General features: G+C 67.8%; 25 protein-coding genes. All 25 read right to left on the reverse strand.

Going from position 1 to position 20384, the window contains the following annotated elements; all coding sequences use genetic code 11:
• Positions 1–154: 154 nt before the first annotated feature.
• Complete coding sequence (locus AC3RXY_RS15040; RefSeq protein ID WP_491511731.1) at positions 155–346, reverse strand: hypothetical protein; 192 nt, start codon at positions 344–346, stop codon at positions 155–157.
• A 155-nt stretch (positions 347–501) separates the two neighbouring features.
• Positions 502–858, reverse strand: a complete 357-nt coding sequence (locus tag AC3RXY_RS15045; protein ID WP_491511732.1) for a hypothetical protein — start codon at positions 856–858, stop codon at positions 502–504.
• Positions 855–1151 (reverse strand): hypothetical protein, encoded by a 297-nt coding sequence (locus AC3RXY_RS15050; protein WP_491511733.1) that lies wholly within the window; start codon positions 1149–1151, stop codon positions 855–857. Before AC3RXY_RS15050 ends, AC3RXY_RS15045 begins: the two co-directional genes overlap by 4 nt.
• A gap of 2 nt (positions 1152–1153) precedes the next feature.
• Entirely contained in the window at positions 1154–1537 is a 384-nt protein-coding gene (locus tag AC3RXY_RS15055) for a hypothetical protein (RefSeq protein WP_491511734.1), read from the reverse strand.
• A 56-nt stretch (positions 1538–1593) separates the two neighbouring features.
• Complete coding sequence (locus AC3RXY_RS15060; RefSeq protein ID WP_491511735.1) at positions 1594–2418, reverse strand: M15 family metallopeptidase; 825 nt, start codon at positions 2416–2418, stop codon at positions 1594–1596.
• 69 nt (positions 2419–2487) lie between these two features.
• Entirely contained in the window at positions 2488–4368 is a 1881-nt protein-coding gene (locus AC3RXY_RS15065; RefSeq protein ID WP_491511736.1) for a glycosyl hydrolase family 28-related protein, read from the reverse strand.
• Complete coding sequence (locus AC3RXY_RS15070) at positions 4365–4730, reverse strand: hypothetical protein (RefSeq protein ID WP_491511737.1); 366 nt, start codon at positions 4728–4730, stop codon at positions 4365–4367. The genes AC3RXY_RS15065 and AC3RXY_RS15070 overlap by 4 nt, the downstream gene beginning before the upstream one ends.
• Positions 4731–4741: 11 nt before the next feature.
• Positions 4742–5137: a hypothetical protein gene (locus AC3RXY_RS15075; RefSeq protein ID WP_491511738.1), complete on the reverse strand. Its 396-nt coding sequence runs from the start codon at positions 5135–5137 to the stop codon at positions 4742–4744.
• Positions 5134–6252: a hypothetical protein gene (locus AC3RXY_RS15080; RefSeq protein WP_491511739.1), complete on the reverse strand. Its 1119-nt coding sequence runs from the start codon at positions 6250–6252 to the stop codon at positions 5134–5136. The genes AC3RXY_RS15075 and AC3RXY_RS15080 overlap by 4 nt, the downstream gene beginning before the upstream one ends.
• 3 nt (positions 6253–6255) lie before the next feature.
• On the reverse strand, positions 6256–8160 hold the full coding sequence (locus tag AC3RXY_RS15085; protein ID WP_491511740.1) for a hypothetical protein: 1905 nt from the start codon (positions 8158–8160) through the stop codon (positions 6256–6258).
• Positions 8160–10355: a phage tail tape measure protein gene (locus tag AC3RXY_RS15090; protein WP_491511741.1), complete on the reverse strand. Its 2196-nt coding sequence runs from the start codon at positions 10353–10355 to the stop codon at positions 8160–8162. Before AC3RXY_RS15090 ends, AC3RXY_RS15085 begins: the two co-directional genes overlap by 1 nt.
• A gap of 9 nt (positions 10356–10364) precedes the next feature.
• Entirely contained in the window at positions 10365–10700 is a 336-nt protein-coding gene (locus AC3RXY_RS15095; RefSeq protein WP_491511742.1) for a hypothetical protein, read from the reverse strand.
• Positions 10701–10732: 32 nt separating this feature from the next.
• Positions 10733–10999, reverse strand: a complete 267-nt coding sequence (locus AC3RXY_RS15100; protein ID WP_491511743.1) for a hypothetical protein — start codon at positions 10997–10999, stop codon at positions 10733–10735.
• A gap of 76 nt (positions 11000–11075) precedes the next feature.
• The gene (locus AC3RXY_RS15105; protein ID WP_491511744.1) at positions 11076–11936 is read right to left on the reverse strand and encodes a phage tail tube protein; all 861 of its coding nucleotides are present in this window, start codon (positions 11934–11936) and stop codon (positions 11076–11078) included.
• Positions 11937–12002: 66 nt separating this feature from the next.
• Positions 12003–12434, reverse strand: coding sequence for a hypothetical protein (locus tag AC3RXY_RS15110; RefSeq protein ID WP_491511745.1), 432 nt, complete (start codon positions 12432–12434; stop codon positions 12003–12005).
• 2 nt (positions 12435–12436) lie between these two features.
• Positions 12437–12697: a hypothetical protein gene (locus AC3RXY_RS15115; RefSeq protein WP_491511746.1), complete on the reverse strand. Its 261-nt coding sequence runs from the start codon at positions 12695–12697 to the stop codon at positions 12437–12439.
• Between the two features lie 4 nt (positions 12698–12701).
• The gene (locus AC3RXY_RS15120) at positions 12702–13043 is read right to left on the reverse strand and encodes a hypothetical protein (RefSeq protein ID WP_491511747.1); all 342 of its coding nucleotides are present in this window, start codon (positions 13041–13043) and stop codon (positions 12702–12704) included.
• Positions 13040–13531, reverse strand: a complete 492-nt coding sequence (locus AC3RXY_RS15125; RefSeq protein WP_491511748.1) for a head-tail connector protein — start codon at positions 13529–13531, stop codon at positions 13040–13042. The genes AC3RXY_RS15120 and AC3RXY_RS15125 overlap by 4 nt, the downstream gene beginning before the upstream one ends.
• Positions 13532–13576: 45 nt before the next feature.
• Positions 13577–13843, reverse strand: coding sequence for a hypothetical protein (locus AC3RXY_RS15130; protein ID WP_491511749.1), 267 nt, complete (start codon positions 13841–13843; stop codon positions 13577–13579).
• Between the two features lie 118 nt (positions 13844–13961).
• Positions 13962–15263, reverse strand: coding sequence for a phage major capsid protein (locus AC3RXY_RS15135; RefSeq protein ID WP_491511750.1), 1302 nt, complete (start codon positions 15261–15263; stop codon positions 13962–13964).
• A 39-nt stretch (positions 15264–15302) separates the two neighbouring features.
• Positions 15303–16076 carry an HK97 family phage prohead protease gene (locus AC3RXY_RS15140; RefSeq protein WP_491511751.1) on the reverse strand — a complete coding sequence of 258 codons (774 nt, stop codon included), beginning with the start codon at positions 16074–16076 and terminating at the stop codon, positions 15303–15305.
• A gap of 10 nt (positions 16077–16086) precedes the next feature.
• A complete protein-coding gene (locus AC3RXY_RS15145) occupies positions 16087–18036 on the reverse strand; it encodes a phage portal protein (RefSeq protein ID WP_491511752.1) in 1950 nt (649 codons plus the stop codon).
• 13 nt (positions 18037–18049) lie between these two features.
• Complete coding sequence (locus tag AC3RXY_RS15150) at positions 18050–18259, reverse strand: hypothetical protein (RefSeq protein WP_491511753.1); 210 nt, start codon at positions 18257–18259, stop codon at positions 18050–18052.
• A gap of 12 nt (positions 18260–18271) precedes the next feature.
• A complete protein-coding gene (locus AC3RXY_RS15155) occupies positions 18272–19828 on the reverse strand; it encodes a terminase large subunit domain-containing protein (RefSeq protein WP_491511754.1) in 1557 nt (518 codons plus the stop codon).
• Positions 19829–19931: 103 nt separating this feature from the next.
• Positions 19932–20264 (reverse strand): terminase small subunit, encoded by a 333-nt coding sequence (locus AC3RXY_RS15160; protein ID WP_491511755.1) that lies wholly within the window; start codon positions 20262–20264, stop codon positions 19932–19934.
• Positions 20265–20384 lie beyond the last annotated feature (120 nt).

The raw sequence follows: 20384 nt of genomic DNA on the forward strand, positions 1-20384 counted from the left end.
GTGCACCCCCTGGGACTCGAACCCAGAACCCACTGGTCCACGGTGGGCCATACCTAGGCATACCTGGGGCTACTTTCCGCGGCTCGCACCTCGTGAAGTAGACGAAAGTAGACCCAAGTAGGCAGTCAATTCGTCGGGTAAACGTCGACCAGAATCACGGCCACCAGTCCCCGGATTCTTCCCACTCAAGCTCCGCACGAGCCTCAGGACTGCGACGAAGCGAGCAGACAAGCCCTTCCTCGGACTCATCGCCGTCGAGGACATCTGCGTCGACGACCTCGATCTCATCCTCAGGCCGTACGGGGAAGGTCGTGACGAGCGGCCGCCCATCCTTTCGTTGCATCATCTGAGTCCTCCTGTGATCAGGAACACCACACTGCCGCCACCCTCCGACATCGGCACGACGAAACCGCCCCGCCTCTCCGAAGAGAAGCGGGGCGGTTCAGTGAACGTCACTGTGCGTCAGTGAACGTCAGTGATGTTCACTGACGCAGTGAGCCGTCACTGACGGCGGTCGCGGCGAAGCTGTGCACGGGTCGCGGCGGCCTGGATGTCGGCCTCCTGCTCGGCCGGGTCGAGGACAGCGAGGGAACCGACCGCGGTGTCGACGGCCGGCGTCACGTCGTAGACGGGCGCGCCGGGCACTCCGAGGAGCCAGCCGAAGTGCGGGGACACGTGGGTCTCGAGGAGGCGGGCGGCGATGTACCAGAGGGCGGACGCGCCGGCCATGAGCACGGCGGTCAGCTGCGGGGCGACGTCGGGGTCGAGGGGCACGCCCAGGGAGGTGAGGCCGCCGATGATGATGCCGGCGAGCCAGGGCACGTAGGTTCTCACGAGGGATTCAAACAGGGCCTTCATGGCTCCTCCTTGCGGGTGGGGTACGGGGGGATCTCGGATGCCTCGACGCAGGGAGCGCCGAGGAGGATGCGGCGAAGCAGCGACGCGTACTCCTGGGCGACGCGGCGGCCGGCGGCTTCCCGGTCGCGTTCGCTGCGTGCCGTGTCGGCGGCCTGCCAGGCACGGTCGACCTCGTCGCGGCGTTGCTTGCCGCGGCCGGAGAGAGCGTCGAGGGTGCGTTTGGTGAGCTCGAGGAGGATCGCGCCGCCACCGGCTCCGAGGAGAGCGGTGACGACAGGTGCCCATTCGGTCATGGTCACCTCCGGGTGCGCGGCTGGAAGCTGTACTCCCGGATCACGAGGAAGCGCACAGTGAACGGTGCGGACGCGAGAACGATGATCCCCAGCTGGGTGAGCCGGGACGCCCCGCTCGCGAGGCCCTGCGCGTGGAGCACACCCACGACGGTCAGGTAGATCGCCAACCCGAGCATGACCGGCGCGATCGCGAGGAGACGTTCCACCCACCACCAGCCCGGCAGGACCGTGACCGCCCCGACCACACCACCGATGACGAACAACGACGCCCACACCGCGGTGATCACCGGCCCGATCTCCCCCGCGATCGATTGCGGTGGGGTGATCAACGTCACCACCCCGATCGCGACGGTGATCACGTAGATCACGAGGTACGCGATCTTCATATGTCGGGGCTCGGTGATCCGCTCCCACAACGCTCGAACACGAGACATCAGGATCTCTACCCCGCGTCGACGAGCTCGACCTGCACGCGCCCCTGCGGGAGCAGCGCAGCAGACGCGCGCGCCATCGCGTTGAACAGGCTCTCGGTGACCTCGACGGAGTCGCCGGTCTCCAGGCTCGCCGCGAACCCGTTGGCGTACTTCGGATCCGTGGACAGGTAGGGCACGAAGTACGCCGTGCCCGGTGCGTAGAGCGCGCGCTTGATGCCGCTCGAGGTCTTCGTGTGGATCTGGCCGATCTTCATGTCGTCGTCCTCGTCTTCCTCCCCCGTAGGGGTGAATGGCTCCCCAGGGGAGCCGGTGAGTTGTGCGAGCGGGATACCCGCGTCGGTGGGGTGGACAGGGTCCGGCGCGCCGCGGCCCTCCCACGGGTCCGGGGCCCCGCGGGGCGGCAGGTCCCCGTCGAACGCCCATGTCCAGTGCCAGGGCTCGTCGACCGCGCGCCCCTCGCCCCAGTGGAAGCCGTGGCGGGGTGCGTTGCGGAGCATCCAGCTGTGGCACCGCCCGTAGGACACGTTCAGGTCGAGCGCGTAGCCGCGGGTGTGGTTGCTGCCGGCGTCCGGAGAGGCCACCGGGCCGCCCGGGTCGACGCGCCCCCAGATGATGCCCTGGTAGCGGCGGTAGTCCCCCCACGGGGAGAACGCGCCCGGCCGATACCGGGCCTCGAACTCGCGGGCCTGCTCACTGCGAGTGCGATACCCGGAGTTGATCCGCAGCGGCACCCCGCAGGGACAGTTCGCGTCGTGATCCGCGCGCAGTGGCAGGTACGCCTTGGCGACGGCCGGCGCGACAGGCCACCCGTCGATGCGGACAAAGTTCTTCATCGTGGTCCTCTCGACAGGGCCGACGGGCGTGGCATGGGAAGGACCACGCCCGTCGGAGAAGACGCGGGTCTAAGTCCCCGGGTAAGGGGTCGCGGGGAAGGTAGATCCGACGTAGAAGGAGATCTCTTGGTGATCACCAGACGACCGTGCTCCTGGTGGCGCCCACAGTGCGCCGCCCGGAGTCGACTTGATGATCATGATTCCGGTTCCGGCGGCGTTGACAATCTGGCAGGTCACCGCTGACGCGTAGCCCGTGTCGAACCCGGGCAATGCGGGGATGAACTCGCCCGTCGAGGCTGATGTCCCGTTGAGATCACGGATTCGCCAGGTGACGCGCCGTCCGTCGCGCCGGACCATTAGGGATGCCACGGTCCATCCGTTCTGGATCAGGCTCGTGACATCACGCCATCCCGTATCGATGTTCCTGGGGGACCATCCGCTGGATGATCCGATCCACGTATCGCCGTTGTGTCGGAGGTAGAGGACATCTGAGCTGGGGCTGGCCATGCCGGCCTCGGCGGGTGACGCGTTCCCGCCCCAGAGTCTCAATGGCTGCCCGGCGAGGGAGTCGTTGAACACTCGGAGGCTCTTGATCGCAGCCTCCTGCTGCACGCTGCGGTAGAGCCGTCGCGTCGCGACGGCTCCGCGGTACTGCGTGCCGACCACCTCAAGCCCTCTGCCCCAGAGGCCATACCCTGCAGTCCAGGGAGTGCCGTCAATGTCCGCGGCGAGAGTCTTCCCCGCCGAGACGAGGATAGTGAGGTTCGTGATGGACAGGTTCACGTCGTACCAGCCCGGGTCGTTGACGAGGACAATGCCGCGCGTGCCCGATGTCGCATGCGCATTCAGGAATAGCCGAGAGGCGATGATCCTGTTGTTCGACGACTCCAGACGCCACCCTGCCTCCGCTGGAGTATCGGCGTCACACTGCATGAACGTCGTGTAATCGCCCTTCGCAACGAAGCTGGTCTTGTGAAGGTTGGCACCTTCCGCCTCGTAAGACCAGACATGCACTAGCTGGTAGAAGTTTGATCCGACGCCGTCGCGGACGCCGGTTTCGTAGCCGCGGATGATGATGTCGCTGAATACCGAATCGGTCGCGTAGGCAATGTCAAGTCCGATAGAGCCCGTGGGGTTGACCGCCCCTTTCGAGCGCTCAACACGCATCGCATTGACCGTAATCCCATACGACGAATGAGTGCCGTTCTGGCCCTGCGCCACTCCGAACTTCGTGTCGAGGATTGTGAGGTTCGAGATGGTGAGCCCGCGCACGCCGGGGATGCGCAGACCGGTCTGCGCCAAGCTGTTGCCATCGAGTATCCCGCCCGTGACAGAGATGTTGTCGGACCACCCCGCGCCGTCAACACCCCATGCGGGCGAGGCGAGATTCACCAGCGACCGGATTTCAGTGATCGCCACGAGCCGCGCATTCGGTGCCATCGAGAGCGACACCCCCACCGGGAGTGTGATCTCACTCCCGATGGCGTAGACGCCATCGGGCACCTGGATGATGCCACCGATCCCATCCAGCGCGGCCGCGACAGTATTGAAGATCGACGCATCGTCGGTAACGCCATCTCCGACGGCGCCGTGCTGACGCACGTTGAGCGCGGCCCCCGTCACTTCCCCGACCCGAGCTCGCAGATGTGCTGCAAAAGATGACCCACTATCTTCGGCTGCAGCGGTCATGATGCCGTCGTTGGTGGCAACGACGCTCGCCACGGCAACACTCGCAGCGACTGCGTCGGCACGCGCATCGACCGCCTCCGATCTGGCTGTGAAGACGTCCGCGGCGACCTCTTCGACAACTTCCGCGTGCGCCGCTAATGCAGCAACGACCGCGACCTCGGCCGCCCGCGTCTCGGCGGCGGCGATCATCTCCGGCGACGCGGACCCGGGGAGCCCCGGCGTGCCATCGGGGATGTAGATGATTTCGATGTCATCGCTCATGCTGTGGCGACCTCCTGCCAGATCGTGTGGGATCGCACCCATGTGCGGATCTCCGCGCCCCGTTGGGAGCGCACATCGAAATACCCCGCCCGGCCCGCCATCAGTGCGACGTCCGCGGCCTCGGCGGTGACTTGCACGAGCCCGTCCGTGGGGTCGGGGACAGTGACGGTGAGGGGGACGATCAGTCCCCGGTCTCGCCATGCGGCACGCCAGTCGGTCCACTCGGTGAGGTCGATGCGGGTGCCGTCACGGGTCGCGAACGCGAGCGCGAGGTTCAACGGGGCCCCTTGGATCACCCGCGTTGTGGGGAGACCGATCGGGTACCGGTCGTTGAGCATGCGGGGGCGGCAGCAGTCGTCCATCAGGGGTCCTCTCATCGGGCCAGGCCCGCGGCGATCATCCGTGCCCGCAAGGCCGTGACGGTGGTGTGCAGGGAGCGCACCGTGTTGGACAGGGCCACGTTGTCGAGCTCCCCCGACCCCGGGGCCGGCGGTGCGCCGACGATGCCGGGGACTGTGACGGGCAGGTCGACGAGCTCCCACTGCCCACCGACGAGACGGAAGCTCCCGGTCTGCCCGGTCTGCACCGCGGTCGTCGCGGCGACGCACAGGAACGGGCGCTCGACGTCGTCGATCAGTGCCCGGCCGCGACCGATCGCCGTCCCGGTGGTGACGCTCAGCACCCGCCCGCGCACCAGCCGTGGCTCCGCTGCCGGCGGGGTGGGGACGGTGACCGCGGCGGGTGGGGCGGGCACGTGGGTGGGCCTCATCGGATCCTCCCCGACAGGGTCGTGTCCTGGATGCCGGCGCCGAGGTCCAGGGACCAGGCGCGCACGGTGTGCTCATCGAGGACGCCGGCACGCGCGCGCTGCACCACAACCGTGGACCAGGGGTCCAGGTCGGGCCTTGCGCGGTGGGTGAGACGGACGATGGTGCGGCGCGCGAGCCGCTCGGCGAGGAGCTGCTCGGCGAGGGCCTGCGCTTGGGTGGCGGTGGTGATGGTGTCGGACTGGACGCGGTCGCTCATCAGCACCCCGTGGCCGATCCACAGCGGGTGGGTGGGGTCGGTGACCTGCGCGATCCCCATCACGGGCGGCTCGACCTCGCGGGAGGATGAGACCACCACGATCTGGTTGGCGCGGTCGTCGCCGTCGCCCTCGACCTGCAGGTCGGTGATCCGGCACTCCGGGCCCTCCACGAACTCCCCCACCCCAACCTGCACGGGCGAGGCGGGGGTGATGCGGATCACTCCGAGCCGGTCACAGACGACGGTCAGCGCAGCGGCCTCTGCGATGCGTTCGACGTCGTCCCACGGGTCAGACCCCGGATCCCCGCACAGCCACTCCGCCGGCAGCGCGTACCCGGCATGCTCGGTCACGACCGGGCACCACGGGGCACGGTCGGCGATGATCCTCTCGATCGCGATCGCCGCGTCCACCCCACCCAGCTCGAGCGAGGTGTCCCACCGTGCCTGACGGATCAGCGCGACCGGGTCGGCGAGCTGCACGTCCGCGGCCACCTGGTCGCCGGTGTCGGACACGCGCGGCATCCCGTCGACGAGCATCGTCCCCACCGGCCACTCCCCTGCACCCGCACGGGCAGACACCTGCCACCAGCATCGGATCTGATGGAACGCATCCGGGTGGAGCAGATCGGACGGGCTGTGCGGGATGAGCTCCTCCGGGACGGTGAGGGTGCCGGTCCAGGTCGTGCCGGCGTCGGCGTCCATCGACACCCGCCCGGCGAGGACCGGGGCTCCGGTCGTGCCGAGCTCGGCGATCACAGCCCCGTCCCGGTCGAGCACCTCGACCCGTGCACTGACCTCCCACTCCGGGCAGGCCAGGATCTTCTCCCACAGGTCGGGGTGCTCGTCCAGACGCAGCATGCTCTACTCCTCCTCGGCCGACACCTCCGGCACCGGATGCACCACCAGCCCCGCAGCCGCGGACCCCAGGGCGGGGCGCTCCACTGTGCGGAACGGGATGGCGTGGCGGCGCAGCGGGTACGGGCCCTGCACGATCCGGGAATGAGTGAGCAGGTCCGACACCACCAGGACCAGGTCCTCGGCGGCGCCGGGATCCTCCGGCGGCTCCCGATACAGCAGCGGCTCCCCCGACAGCAGCAACCGCTCCAGCCGGGCAGCATCCGCACGGTCGCAGGTCTGCACGGTGAGCGCACCCTGCACGCCACGGTCAGGGCCGTAGATCGTGAACGGCTTCCCGAACCCGTCGTGGACCTCGGCGGCGCGCAGGCGTGTCCGGTCGGCGTCCTCCCGCAGCTCCACGGCCAGCCAGGTGCGGCACGGGTCCGACGCGAGCGCCAAATACGACCGGTGATCCTGCGACTGCACCAGTGACGACGCCCCCGGAGCAGACGTGATCCGCTGCCCGTCCAGGTCCGTCGCGGCGATCGCCCGCCACCGCACCCACCCCCGATGCGGAGCGAACACATCCCGCACCCGGTCGGTGCCGGTGGAGGTCCACTCGCAGATCGGCAGCCACCCGTCCGCGGTCTCCCGCTCGAGGATGATCTGCAGATCCGGATCCGCGGTGACCGTCAGCTCGATGCCTTCGCGGCGAGCGACGGCCGTCACGGTCGGTGTGGGCGGCGGGGTCCAGGAGACCACGAAGTTACCCGTGGCCGGTGGGGACCACAGCCCCGGGTAGAGGACCGCGCCGGCGAGGTTGAGATGCCCCTGCTGCTGGATGCGCAGGGTCGCGGTGTACGTCTCACCATTCACCCACGGCAGGACGGGGAGCACGAAGCTCGCCGCGTCGCCGGCGATGAGGGTCTGCCACGCCACACCAGGACCGGTGATCTCCAAACGCGCGGCGACCTGCGGCGGCTGCGGCGTCACCCGTGACCACGTCACCTCCGGGGTCAGGTCATCATGCGACACCGTCGGGCCCGTGACAGCCGCGGTCGGCCGCTCATGCGACACGAGGTTCGCGATCGGGGCCTGCGGAGTCCACAACGCTGTCTGCGCCGACCGGGCCTCCACATACACACCATGCATCTGCCCCTCGGGCAACACCGACATCGGGAAGCTGATCGCCTGCAGCGGCCCAGGGTTCTCCACACGGGAGGTCTGCACGGTCTGCGTCGCGGCATCCCACCACACCGGAGTCCCTGACCCCGGCGGGTACAGCTGCATCGCCCACGCCGACTGCGTCTGCCCCGGCGCGTCCAACCGCCACCGCACCTCGACCGTGCTGTCCGCGGCGTACACACCCGACGTAGGCGCCACCGCCCGCACACGGGCCGGGGCCGGCGCGTCCATCATCAGCAACACCGCACCCGACAGACGCGACGTCGAGCCCGCCCAGCCGCTCCCCGCGGTGACCGCGGTCCCGACCGAGACACCATTGCTGTGCCACCGGCCCGAGTCCGCAGGCATACCCCACGGCCCCCACAGCACACCCGTCGGACGCGGAGACGACGCCCCCGTCACAACGACCACGCCCCCGTTCGCGGGCATCTGCGCACCCGCGACACCGGAGCGGACACCGGAGACCCCAGCGGTCTGACGCAGCACCACCAGATACAGGATGTGATCATCCGCATCCGACGACGCCGGCGCGGGAGTGCCCGGCTCATACAGCCCGGACCACACCACACGCCGCACACGCTGCGACGACGGAGACGTCTCCACCAGGTGCGCAGTCGCCCACGGCGGCACAGGACTCACGCCACGCGACGCGAGCAACGACACCCCCACAACCGTGTCACCCGACTGGATCCCCGCCGGCCACACCGGCGACGCCGACCACCCAGACTCCCCGACAACCAGCATCAGCGCCTCGCTCTCTCCCGCTCCCGGGCCCGGCTGTCGACGACAGGGATCACTGCCCGGCCGACAGCGATGCCGTCGAGTTCGACGGTGGCGTGCACGACGGACTCACGACCATCGACGGCGACCGTCGATGCGGCGGCCGCGATCGCTCCGCGCGCCATCCCGACGGGCGGGGTGAACGCGAGGGCGGACGAGAGCGCGGCGCTCACCGTCGGCTTGGATGCCAGGACGCCGGCAGCCCACTGCTCCCCGATCGCTTCACCGGAGCTCAGCAGGCGTGTCCACCCGGACCCGGAGAACGGGCCGCGCTTCGCGGGCGAGTTCGGGAAGAACCCGCCGACGAAGTCCATGACACCAGCGACCGCGTCCCCGACCTTGCCGATCATCGACGAAATGCCGTCGATGAGTCCCTGGATCAGAGCCTTCCCCGAGTCGAGCAGCCATGTCCCGATGCCGGAGAAGAATCCCTTCACCCGGCCGGGGATGCCGCCGAGGAACGCCATCATGCCGTTCCACTTCTCGGTCACTCCCGACGAGATGTTCGTCCAGATGCCCGCGAAGAACCCGATCAGATTCCTGAATGCGCTCATGAACGCGGTCCCGATGAACGACAACACCGTGCGGAGCGTCGTCATGATGTTGTCCCACACCACCCGGATCGTGGTGCCGACAGCGGTCCACACCGTGTCCCATCCGACCTTGAACGCCTCGATGCCGGTGCGGATGCCGTTGATGAACGTTTCCCACTTCGACCGCACCCAGGTGGTGAAGTCGGACCAGATCGTCTGGAAGAACGACCCGACGTTGGACCACATGCCGTTCCACCAGGACACGAAGCCGTCGCCGACTTCCTGCAGCCACCCGAGGAACCCGCCCCAGACTTCGGTGACCCACGCGACCACCTGATCCCAGTTGAGGACCAGGGCGACGACGGCGGCGATCAACGCCATGATGCCGACGATGATCCACGTCACCGGATTGGCCAGCAGGGCGACAGTGGACGCCCAGATAGAGGCCGTCCATGCGACGAACGCGGCCACCAGCGTGCCGCCGATGATCGCAGCGACAACGCCGATGACCTCAACGTTCTCCGCCACCCATGCACCGAAGTCCTGCAGAGCCGGCATGGCGGACGCGAGTCCTTCGCCGAGCGCGGAGAACACGGCGGTCGCGAGCGGTTCGATCGCGACGAGCGCCGTGTTCATCAGCAGTTGCCACTGCTCGGCGAAGTCCATGGTCTCTTCGCCGACGCCGAGGATGGTGTCCCCCGTGGCTCCGGTCGCCGCCATGAGGTCGTTCATGTTCAGCACGCCGGACTGCAGCGCGCCGACGAACTGGGACGCACCACGGGTGCCGAAGATCTGCGATGCGAGGTCGAGCGCGGCAGCAGTGTTGCCCTCGTCGACGAAGCCCTGCAGCTCACCGGTGACACGTTGGAACGCGGCGGCCGGCTCCTCCCCATCACGGGCGAGCGTGACGAGACCCTTCGACATCGACGCCATCACAGCGGTCGAGTTCAGACCCGCCTTGTCCAGCGAGCCCATCAGGGCGACACTGTCCTCGAACGTGAAGCCCAGGTTCTGCAGTGCAGGCGCGGCCTGCTGCACACCGGCAGCGAGCTCGTTCATCCCAACACCGGTCGCTTGCGACACCTGGAAGAGGGTGTCCATAGCGGCCGACACCCCGTCGCCTTCGATCTTGAACGCGTTGAAGGCTGCGGAGGTCTTGTTGATGTCGATGTCGGTTTCGAGGATCCGGCCGGCCTCGAGGTACTGCGAAGCGACCGTCTCCAGCGTCTCCCCTGACAGCCCGAGCCGGGTGTTCAGATCCGCGATCGTTGGGCCGATCTTCTCGAACTCGGCGGGGACTCGAAGTCCGACGTTCGACGCAGACGCGACGAGACTGTCGAGCGCCTCGCCCTGCGCGCCGGTGCCGGTGCGGATCGTGTCCGTGACGGCGTCGAAGATGTCGCCGACCTCGTACAGACCCTTGAACGCGCCGACGACACCGGCGCCGATCGCGGCGACTCCGATCGCGCCCTTGACCTTGTCAGCCCAGCTGGATCCGGCTTTCTCTCCGGCTTCCTCCGCGACCTTCTCGCCGGGCGCGAACGCCTTGACGAGGTTGTCGGTGAGTCCGTCCATCGACGGCACCAGGCGCACCCATGCTGTTGCGAGCTCTACGCCTTCGGCCATCGCCGCACCTCACTTCCTCGCCTGGGATTCCCACCAGTCGTCGAACTCGTCGACGGGGATCGGGTCGGAGCCGAGCACCTGCCCGCGGGCGGATGTCTCCCAGGGCCGTTGGATCGGCTTCGGACGCGGCGCGTACTTGTCGCCCGCGCGTTGCCAGTTCGCGAGGTTGAGGATGTCGGCGACGTCGGCGAGTAGCTGCGCCTCCGTTGTCCAGAGCGCGTGCCCGTGAATCGCCCGCGACACCGCATGCCCCGGTTCCTGAGCCCACCCGGTGATGAGGACCAGCAGGTCACGCCAGGTGAAGCGCTCACAGCCGACGTCGCGGAGCCGAAGACCGAGCAGCACGAGCGCGTACTCGACAGCCTCCTGGTGCTGCTCTACGAGCTCGAGGAGGCCGAGGATTCCCCCAGGCTGATCTCCGACCCGTCACGCCATGCCTTCACGAAGTCGTTGAACTGGTCGCGGTCGAGCCGGTCGAGGTGGTTGAGGTCGTCCTCCGTCATCAGCTCTTCGAGGATCGTGAACGCCTGGTCGACGCCCTGCAGCTTCCGGGTGCGTCGGATGAGGCCGACCTCGATGTTCTCGAAGCGCGGCAGGGTGACGTTGTGCCCGTCGGGCAGGGTGTGGTGGAACTTCTCCATCATGGGGAGCCTTTCGTGCGGCGGGAGTGGTGGAGAGGCAGTGCCCGGGGACGACTCCCCGCATCCCCGGGCACTGGTTTCAGACGACGGTGACCGTCGGGGCGGTGCCGCCGGTCAGGCCACTGCCGTCGCCCGCGAGCATCACCGGCGACGGGAACGTGATCGCCGTCGGCGCCGAACCGGAAGCGGTGATGCCGCTGATGCCGGTCACACCCGAAAGGGCGTTCAGCGCGGACGACGTCGCCGCGGCGGCCGCGTTGTACGCGATCGGCGCCGTCGGTGTGCCGTTCAGCGTCAGCGTGTACGTTCCGCCAGTGGGGGCACCGGTCACGGCGACGTCCCACGTCGACTTCGCGGCGGTCGCCGAGTACACGCCATCGTCGGTGAAGATGTAGATGTTGTTGCCCGCGGCGTCCGGGTAGGTCGCCAGCGTCACCGGGAGCAGGATCGGCGCCGTCGAGTTCAGCGGGATCGTGCCGTGCTGCGTGACCTGACCGTGCGGGACGAGCACCAGTGCACGGCGCGGACCGTCTTTGATCTTGAAGTACCAGGCCTTGATCGGCTGCTCGTGCTTGCCGAGAGCCATCCGCATCTGCGTTCCGGTCGACGACGTCGCCGAGCTGATGAGCACCTGGTCGTCACCGAAGTAGTTGCGCGCGGACTCCGCGTTGAGCTCAAGGTGGCTCCACGTGATGTCCCCCGCGAACTCGGTGAGGAGGCGGCGAACCTCCGACCCGGACCAGTCCTTGATCGAGGTCGTGGACTCAGACGGTGCGATCTCCACACCGGAGTCCGACACGTAGCCGGAGCTGACAAGCCCCGTCATGATCACATCGTCGATGGTCGTCGGAATCGCGTCGATCTCGGGGCCGGTGAGGATCGCACCGGTGACCTTCTGATCGGGCGCACCGACGAAGACGTTCTTCGGGTCGACACCCATTGCTGTGCCCCTTTCAGGCAGAACGGACCGTGCCCGGTCGGGCCACGGAGGGAGAGGTTGGAACCGTCAGACACTCGCCTTGCGCAGGTCGAGGGAGACGGTCGCGGTGAAACGGAAACGGTCGGGCAGGTTCGGGTGCGGGAGATTCGCCGGCAGCGAGAAAACCCGGCACCGATAGCAGGTGGCACCGCCGACCGCCCCGGCACGTGCAGCCGCCGACACGATCGCAACCATCAGCGCGCACAGGTCACGGGCAGTCTGCTCGTCGACGGCGTAACCCTCGAGGATGATCGTCGGGCTGTCGGTCACCAAGTCTCGGTCGAGACCACCACTCGCGATGACGCGGGCGAAGACCTCGGGGCGTGGTGTGACCGTCGTGATCCTCGTGCCCAGCGTCCGGCCCGCGAGCGTGACAGCAGGGAAACCGTGGGCAGGCAGGTGTGTGCTCAGCTCGGCCATGACGGCCGCCTCGGCGTCCTCCGATAGCAGAAGGACCACGACTACCCTCCGGCCCCGATTGCGGCCGTCAGAGCCCGATCTCGCGCTTCCCGTGCACGGGCTTGGTGAGTGGTCGTGATGACCTGCACAGCGGCCCGGTCGGGTGCGACGGAGTCCTCGACGGAGAAGCCCGCGTCCTCACCGCCAGCGGCCGCCGCGATGGCGCCCGCGCGCTGCAGCAGATCATTGCGCACCTCGGCGCTGCTGAGGAGGGCTTTCACACCGTCGGAGTTGATCTGGATGCGGAGGCTGGCGATAGCCATGCTGTTACCCCTCCCATGCGATGAGGATGAGGATCGTGTGCGACGTGCGGTCGGTCGGTCCGGGCTGTCGGCGCACTCCCCCGTCGATGCGGAAGACATCGCCGTCGATCACGATCTGGTCATGCCGCTCAACGTCCGCGGTGTACGGACCGCGCGCGGTCCACTGGACCATCGCGCCGTCACGGTTGGTGAGGTCACCGATGGTGTTCGAGAAGTCGAGCGCCCAACCCGGCAGGGCGACGGTGGTCGCGCCGGTGAAGTCGGCGTACTGGCCACCGCGTCCGTCGTCGCGCATCACCGGCCGGCGGCGACCGATGGTGTGCCGATCGACACGACCCCCGATCATGGGAGCCACCCCAGCTTGTACGGTGCGAGCCGGTCGTGATCGCTCACGGTCAACGCCCCCGACGTGCGGGTGTAGCTGACAGCGACGGCACCAGCCTGTTCACGGCTGATCCCGAGCGGCGAGCCGAGCGCCCCCGCGGCGAGCTCAAGCGTGAGCGTCACCAGATCGGCGGGGATCGGGGCGTAGCCGGCGATGAACTCGATCTTGACGCGGCGCGCGCAGAGCGAGGTCCAACCGGTGTCCGGGTCGAACTCGATCGTCGAGGGGTCGACGTCGACGCCGTTGATCTCAGCGGAGGTGATCGACTCGATCTGCATCGCCGGGAGCCACACGGTTTCATGGTGCGGGCCGACTCTGCGGTGGGTCACCGTTTGCTGCGGTGCGATGTGCCAGCCGCAGGCTCGCTGGATGGCTTCGGTCGCCCCGTCGAGCTCGCGTTGCAGGAACGGCCGGGTGGTGGGGATCTCCCCGAGTGAGCGTTGTTCCATCTCGGTTGGAGACGCGAATGCGACCATCCCCACCACCCCTTCCCGTTACTCGCTCGCGTCCGGATCGGACGCTGCCTCGACGTTGGACGTCGCAGCCGGCTCCGGTGTTTTCGCCTTGGCCGGTGTCTTCGCCGCGGGCTTCGGCGCCGCCTGCTTGTTGGCTGCCGTGCGCGACTTGTTCGCCGGAGCCTTCGCGGCTTTCTTCTCCGCGCCGAGGACGCCGAGACGCTTCGCGTCCTGATCGTTCAGCAGCAGGGTGGTCTTGTGCGGGTGGCGACCTTCGGTCATCACCTCGTACTCCTTGAGTCCCATCGGTCCTCCTTGGATCGTTGTCACATTCAGATCGACAGGGGTCACCGTGGACGGGCCTCCGCACGCTCGGTGCGGGGCGTCGCAGATTCGACATTTCGCCACGGTGACCCCTGCTCGATCAGGAAGCGATCGTCGCCTTGACGAACGCCTTCGGACGCGTGACGCCGAACGCTTCACGCTGCTCGCCGAGAATCGCGACGAGGTTGCGGATGAAGAAATCCGCGTGCGAGTCGGTCGCCGTGATCGACGCCTGCTCGCGGTCCCAGATGATCGCCTTCGAGAAGTCGCCGACGAGCGCGGTCTTCTGCGCGATCGCTTCCGACTCCACGACCGGCAGACCCCACACGGTGCGGACACCGGCAGCAGCGAACGGGCCAGGCCCGTAGAACTGGCCGTCGCCCGAGGTGGGCTTGGCGAGGTCGAGCGCCTCCGCGTCCTCCGGGTTCATCACGATGCCGTTCGCGACGACACGGCCGACGGTGCGCGCCTTCGTCTTCGCCTTACGGATGGTGGTGAGCATGTCGGTCGCGAGCGCCTGAGTCTGGATGCCGGAGGTCGACAGGATGCCGGTGAAGTTCTCACCGGTGCCGTCGCCGTTGAGGATCTGGTCCTCTTCCTCCTCCGCCAGGTCGGCACGCAGCTCCGCGTCGATCAGGCCGCGCAGCTGCTTCGCGTCGGCGAGGCCACGCTTCGTGGCCGGCACCCACTCCGCGATCGTCTTCACGGTCGCGGTGACCTTCTGGAACGCGAGCGTCCCCTCCGGCTTGTAACCGCCACCCGTCGCGGGGATGAGCGCACCACCGCCGGTCTCGGGCGCAGACGGCGCGGCGGCCGAGGTGGCCTCAGCGACCGGTGCGGCGCTCGAAAGCTGCGTGGTCTGCTGCACGAACTCGACCGTGTCGGACTCCGTCTGACGGACCGAGACGAGATCACGGATCGTGAGGGGGCGGCGGCCGAGCAGCTCCAGGATGTTCTGCACGTCCGTGTTCACGAACGCGCCACCCGAGGTGTCGCTGCCGCCGGTGATGAGCGCCTTCACACCCATCGGCGCCGACTGGACGCGCGCCTTCTCGTTGATCGAGCCGCCATGGAACTGGCCCATCAGGCCCTTGTACTCGGCGGACTCGACGAACATCTGGCCGATGCTCTTGAGCTTGCTCGGCTGGTGGAACGCGTCGGGCTTGGACTTCTCGCCGTCGGGCGTGCGCTCGAGGCCGAGGTCGAAGCCGATCGCGTCGAGGCGAGCCTTGACGTCGTCGGACTCCTTGCCCTTCTCGAACTTCACCTTCAGGTCCTGGTAGGCCTTCAGGTGCTGGTTCGCGAGCGCGAGGTCATCCTCGGGAATATCGCCCTCGTACTTCGCGGCGATGTCGCGTGCAGCCTTAAGCTCGGCGCGCATCTGCACTTCCAGAGACTCCACAGGAGGCTCCTTTCTGGCCGCTGTGCGGCCGGTTGATGGTCAGGCCTCGACAGTCGCGAGGTCCAGGTGCAGACGGGCGGTGGCGGACGCCGTGCGCGTGGGCTCTTCGGCGGCCTTGACCCGTGCGGGCTCTTCGGTCGCCTTGGCCGGTTCGCTTGCGCTGGCCTTACCGTCGTCTTCTGCCTCGTCGCCGACGGCGGCGAGGACGTTCTTGATCTCCGCTGCACCCGACTGGACCTTCTCCAGAGCGGCGCGCAGCGCGGTCTCGTTCTTGGCGGAGAGGACTCGCCCAGCTTTGAGCGCAGGAGTGAGCGCATCGAACGCGGCCTTGACCGCGACGATCGAGGTGTCGCCGTTCGCTGCGAAGCCCTTGGGGAGGAAGCTGAACTCGTGTACGGCAACCTTGCGGAGTTCGTTCGCTTTCGTGCCGTCCTCGAGCTCCACGGCTCCCTCGTCGTATGTGTCGAACGCGAACGACAGGGAAGAGAGGCGACGCCCCTTCACAAGCCGGTAGATGCGCTGCGACGCCGGGTCGTCGTCGAAGAACCCCTTGACCCACCAGCCGTGATCGTCCTCACCCATGTCGGTCGCTCCTGCGACGATCTGGTTCGGGTCGTGCAGGTACATGCCGGGCATGACGTCGCCCGACTCCTGCCAGGCCTGGATCGAGTCGAGGAACGCGCCCTTCGCGACGACGTCGCCATATGCGTCCGGTGTTCGGGTGAAGGTCGACGGGTAGACGAGGAACTCGCCTTCCGCGAGCCCGTCGTCGGGACCGGCCTTGAACGAGACCGGCAGAGTCTTGATCCTCATGATGAGTCTCCTATTCGAAGTTGATCTCGACGTCGCACGAGCATCCGGCGACCTCGTCGACGTCCAGCGCTGAGGAATCCCCCGGCCACTTCGCGCCGTTGCTGAACACGGAATCGATGGGCACGGTCTCACCCGCCATCGCGGCATGAGACTGCCGAGGGTTGCCCGACGTGACGACCCACGTCTTCGTCGCCTTGCGGCTGCCCCTCACCTGCTGCACCGCCTCCACAGACGCGAACCCGGCGAGCGCTGTCGCGATCGTCTGACCGGCCTGCTGGGCCCGCGCGGACTTCGCGACGTCGAACACGTGAGCCAACGCTTCCGTGCCCGTGTCGGACGCGAGCGCCGCGACGATCGCTGCCTCGGTGACCGCGTTGATGCTGCTCGCGTTCGACTCCGACACGGTGCGCATCCACGCCATGGTCCGGTCGACGTCGTACTCATCCGGGTCCACGCCGATGCGCTCGAGCTGCTTCCGCGCCACATCGACGGTTATCGACGACGACAACGCCAGCAGCGTGCCGGACAGCTCACGGTCCCACCGATCACCGTCCCACCACTCCGCGTCCTTCGCGCCCAGCGCGGATCGCACGCTGCGCTCTTGCCGGGCGAAGAACTCGGCCAGTACCTGCGCGGCCTTCGCGATCTGCGGAGGCGTCGGCCGTGACTTCACGCGAACGCGATCACGCAGCGCCTTCGCTTCCTCGTCCATCGGGAGCTCGCCGCCGCCCGATCCGGCCGGCACCTGGTCCGTCGGCGACGCGAGACCACCGACGAGCACGTTCAACGGCACGACCAGTTCGTCAGCACCGTCGATGCGGGGCAGGTTTAGGCGGGCGCGGGCCTCGTTGCGGGTGAGGAACGGGGCGCCGACCGATGTCTGCATCTGCGACGCCTGCTCCTCGAACGAACCGCGGAGCTTCTCCATCATGTTGAACTCGGCGTACAGATCGTCCGCGTCCGCCGGGTACTCGGCGCGGAGAATCTGCAACGCGAGCTCCTGCTGCACTTCCTGCAGGATCGGCCCGAGCGTGTCCTGGTAGAGCATCTTGTGCTGCTCTTCGATGTTCCCGAACGTCGCGTGGTCGAGGATCCCGACCATCGGCGGCGGGATGAAGTACGCCGCGGCTGCTTCCTCGCGGGACAGCTTGCGTGCCTCGATGTACTGCATGTCCTTCGCGGAGTGCCCGGCGGCGACGAACTTCATGCCGTCCTCGAGCACCGGGGTGCCACCGCCCTCGGTCGCGGTCTGGCCGCTGTACTGGGCACGCCACCCGGTGCGGAACCGGCGTCGAGCTTCGGCCGACCACTCGGGCGCACCAACGGGGCGTTCGATGTACCCGCCGATGCGGGCGCCGTTGCGGAGCGCCTGCTCACGCATCTGGCCGGCGGCGTACTCTTCGGACAGCACGCGACGCAGCGACTCGATCGGTGAGAGCCCGTAGCGCTCGTCTTCGGGGTTGTATCCGCGGAAGTAGACGCACCGCTCGGCTTCGATCTTCGTCTTGCCGCGGTTGCCCTTGATGATGAACGCTTTCGGGGCGAGCCAGTTGTCGTCCTCGTCGATCTCCCACAGGCGGGGCGGGATCCGCACCAGCACGTCACGGCCGTTGCTCTGCGTCTTCACCCAGAGCGCCCGGTCGTAGATGCCGCGATCGGAGATCAGATCCCGCATCATCCGATACCCGGTGGTGTACGCGTTGGGCTCGCGCATCAGCACCGCGAACGGGTGATCGTGGATGCGCCGACGGTCACTGTCGTCCACTCGCTCGAACGTGTGCAGCGACAGCTGCGCGATGTTGCGGGCGAGGAAGTCGACCACGGTGCGGATGCTCGGCTGCTTGCGGTACAGCGTCGCGTAGTCCTCCGACACGTCATCGCTCAGGCGAAGCGACGTCGGGGCCTGGTAGATCGGCTTCTGGACGGCGAGGAGCTTCCCCTCGGAAACGGCGAAAGCCACGGTCGGCTCCTCTCTACGGTGCTTGCACGAACAGCACCTGTGTGCGTTCGATGACGGTCTCGCCGTCGAGCGCGACAGGGTCCGCTCCCGGCTCATGGAGAATCGCGTTGCGGAGCACGAGGAGGTTCCCGGGATCCCGGTAGAGCACACCCTCGATCGAAGTCCCGTCAACGAGGTTCACGATGACCCGCCGCAGCAGAAGCACCCTCTTGAACGCGCCCACACGGGCCTCCCTTCACACGACCATCAGGTCGTTCTCCTCGTACGCCGAGACCGTCTCCGGTTCCGGGTTCGTCAGCAGAAGCCCCACCGCGGCGATGAACGCGACGAGCGGGGCGGCATCCTGCGGGGATGCCTTCCGGTCGATGACCCACCCGTCGCCCACGGCCTTGATCTGCGCCGACGACGCGGCGACGTCGAGGATCGGCTGCACCCCATGCGACAGGCGGACGCGTGAGCGGAACTCGTCCGCGGTCTCCTCTGCGGGGGCCTCGTCGACCGCCGCGACACGGATCAGGTCATAGACGCTTCCGTGCCATCCCGCGAGCTTGTCCTCACCCCACGGGGTGACGGTGATACCGGCGTCCTCGAATGCATCCCACATCGACGAGATCGGCGCGCCCCGCCGCTGGAACGCGACGTGATCCGGAGCGACCTTGCGGTGCGGGGACTGTAGCCACGGGATAACCCAGTCGGGCCCAGCACGGTGCGCGACGAGCTCACCACGGATCCGCCCCTCGGTGTCCCAGAACGCGAGCGCCACGTACACCGTCGTCCGGTCATACGACATGTCCACGCCATACGCGGCAGGACGGGACGCATCGCGGGACACACCACGCTCAGCGCGCGCATCCTTCGTGTCCGTCAACCGTGACCATGACCCGTTCGGGAACGGTCCCGCACCGATCATGTTCACGAACTGGCAGAGCACCTCGGTGCGGAACTCCCACTCCGGGTCGGACGCGGCCGCAGCGGCGATCGCGCGCTCGTCGAGCTCGGTGTACCCCAGCGACGGATTCGCGCGCGCCCAGCCCTCACGATCCCAAATGCTGACCGGCTGGCCGTCCTCGGTCCCATCGACCGTGCCAGCCGACCACTCGAACAGGCCGATGCTGTCCAGGTCGATCACATCACGAAGTTCGTCCGGGATTCCGTCGAAGCCCTTGCCGGTGATGCTCCCGATCGCGACGGACCGCAGGTGCCTGAGCACCACCGACGACATGTCACCCGCGTTCGAGACACCCCAGATCTGTGCACGCTTGCGGGCCATCGTCGTCTTCGACGTCGCCGACCACGACCGCCAGTCCTGATGCTCACGGAGCTCGTCGAAGATGACGAGATCGCCGCGGAACCCGCGGCCGCCGCGCCGGTTCGCCGTCGCGATCTTGAACCGCTCGCCACCATCCAGCAGCAGCAGCTCAGAGTTCTTCCCCGCCTGGACCTTCGCGACGTCGTCGGCGAGCTCCGGGATCGCCTCAGCGATCGCGACAGCCTCTTCCCACGCGATGCGGGCATGCTCGTTCGACGCGTGCGTCTCGAGCACCATCCGGGCGCCAGCCTGAAACATGCGCCACAGGATCAACGCCGTCAGCACGACAGACTTGCCGTTCTGCCGGGCCACAAGCAGCAGCACCGTCCGGAACCGAAACACGCAGTCCGAGCCTTCGAGCAACTCGAGCGCGTGGATCAGCAGCCAGCGTTGCCACTCCAGGGCGCGCGGCAGAAGCCCGAGATAGTCGGTGTCGTCCTCGGGCGTGCGCTGCGAGTCCAACTCCTCGAGCCGGTCCCGCATCCAGTCCCAGAACTCGATGACCTCGAACCCGAGCGACGTCTCCGGCGTGAGCTCCCGCCGCGGCGGAGTGAATATCCGCGGCGTCTGGCAACCGAAGACCCGCCTACCCGAGGCGCCGCTTCGCCGGCCGCTCGAGCTTCGTGACGTTCCCTGGCGTCGCTGTGCTTTCGCCCGAGTTCCGCTCATCGTCACCCTCCGGCTTCACGGTCAACCTCAGCGACCGCAGCTCGCGGGCGAGCCTCACAGACGGCGTACCGCCCAGATCATTCAGCACCCGCGACAACGCACGATGCGCGCTCAGAACCCGCGCATCATCCCCAGCATGCGAAGCCTCGTCGATGATCCGCGCGAGATCCTCCGCCTGCACCCGAGACGCCAGATCAGACGGCACCAGCCACTTCATGTGAGCCAGCGCATCCGCCACCGCATCACGCATCCGCGACGGCGCAGCGGACCGCTCAGCCGTCCGCGCAGCCTCACGCTCAGCATCACGCCGCCGCGCGGCCTCAGCACGCGCCAGACGCTTCCTTTCGCGGTCCCGCGCCTTCCGCTCCTC

It is taken from the genome of Microbacterium longlingense (assembly GCF_058349825.2).